This window comes from uncultured Psychroserpens sp. (assembly GCF_947494225.1).
Lineage (GTDB): Bacteria > Bacteroidota > Bacteroidia > Flavobacteriales > Flavobacteriaceae > Psychroserpens.
This window is the reverse complement of the sequence record NZ_CANLUG010000019.1, coordinates 1-1473: the sequence shown is the minus strand read 5'-3', so window position 1 is coordinate 1473 and position 1473 is coordinate 1. Positions and strand designations below refer to the sequence as shown.

At 30.7% G+C, this 1473-nt stretch carries 1 protein-coding gene; it reads left to right on the top strand.

What is annotated here, in order from left to right:
- Positions 1 to 1265, top strand: a 1265-nt coding sequence (locus Q0893_RS19460; protein WP_299278945.1) for a hypothetical protein, incomplete at its 5' end; no start/stop codon positions are given.
- Between the last annotated feature and the right edge of the window lie 208 nt (positions 1266 to 1473).

Genomic DNA, 1473 nt, shown 5'->3' with positions numbered 1-1473 from the left:
CGCTTCTGAACAATGGGTTCGCTCCTATTTGCTATCTTAGTGCAGACGCAACGAAACCATACACGAACACGTTGGCATTAATATACCTACTAACGGGTATTTTATTCTACAGAATAATTCCAGATTTTTACAACTCAAATAATAATAATTCAAAAAACATAAATATGGGATGGGGTCTAGTATTTTCAGGTGTTTCAGCTGCTTCTGGTTTATTTAATGCAATTGACGAAAGTCATGCTAATAGAAAAATTAGAGCAGATTTAAACTTAATTAAAGATTATCTTAAAAACTTAAAGAAAACTTTACAACAAGTAAAAATTCAAAATGAAGAGATTTTACTCAAATTAGATGAGTTACCAGAAAAGATACGTCAGATTGTTGAAGAAATAGTACAAACAGCATTACTAGAAGAAAGGTATTCTGACTTAGATGACGTAAGAGAGAATTTCTTAACATTACGAAGATGGAAAAGAGTAAGCATAAGAAGTCAAGAATGGCAAAGATATTCATCTTCTATGAATTACGTCTTTGACCACGAAAACAGAATCAGTCGATTATTTGAACTAATCAATATTTGTGAATTTGCTCTTTGCATAACAAGAAATAGAGCGAAATCTTTAGTTATTTTAAGATTAGATCAAAAAATAGAGAGTATTTCACTCTTAGTAGATGAATTCAAAGAGAGCATAGAAAGTAACCTAGATAAACTAAAAATCGATTTAGATAAAACAAAATATATTCTATCTCATAACTTATCTCCTGACTTGTCAGATTTTAATAATCTAAACTTTAAAAAACAGCCAAATAAAACAAAAACAGAGAGATATCACGTTCAGGAATGTGAATGGAGAAGGAGATCTGGAGGTCCAAGAGGAGAAAGAGATGATATGTATCGATATTGTGAAAATATTGCTAAAACAAGGCAGGTTCCAGATGTTACATTTCATAATGCCAGAGATAAACATATTGCTAAAATAAACTCTGAAATTTCAAAAATTAGAATTCAAATTTCTCAATTCGCTGAATTAAATGCAGTCCTAAAAGCTCTTGGAAATTACAGAAATAGAATCAGTTTTAAGTCTTTTGATGAAATAAACCAAAATGATAAAGCTCTTATATTGATTGATAATCCAGATTCAGAGGCCCAAATAAGCAAAAATGAGATAGATATAAAAGAAATAACAGAGTTATTTGAATTCGAGAATGAAAATGATTTTAATAAAATAGAATATTGGTCAGAAAACAAATCCTTCAATGGAATTTAAAATACTAATGCCAACAACGTGTATAATCAATTGCTAGTTTGTGTGTACTCGGAAAATCCTACGGATTTTCCTCTGGTTCGTTTTCTTTTGCTAACTTAGTTCTTGCCAACGCAACTAACCATACACGAACACGTTACAAGCAATTGCTCATTCTCACTCAAACTCAATTTATCTACTTACTCATACTCTCTGTACGTTAGCTTGTTTG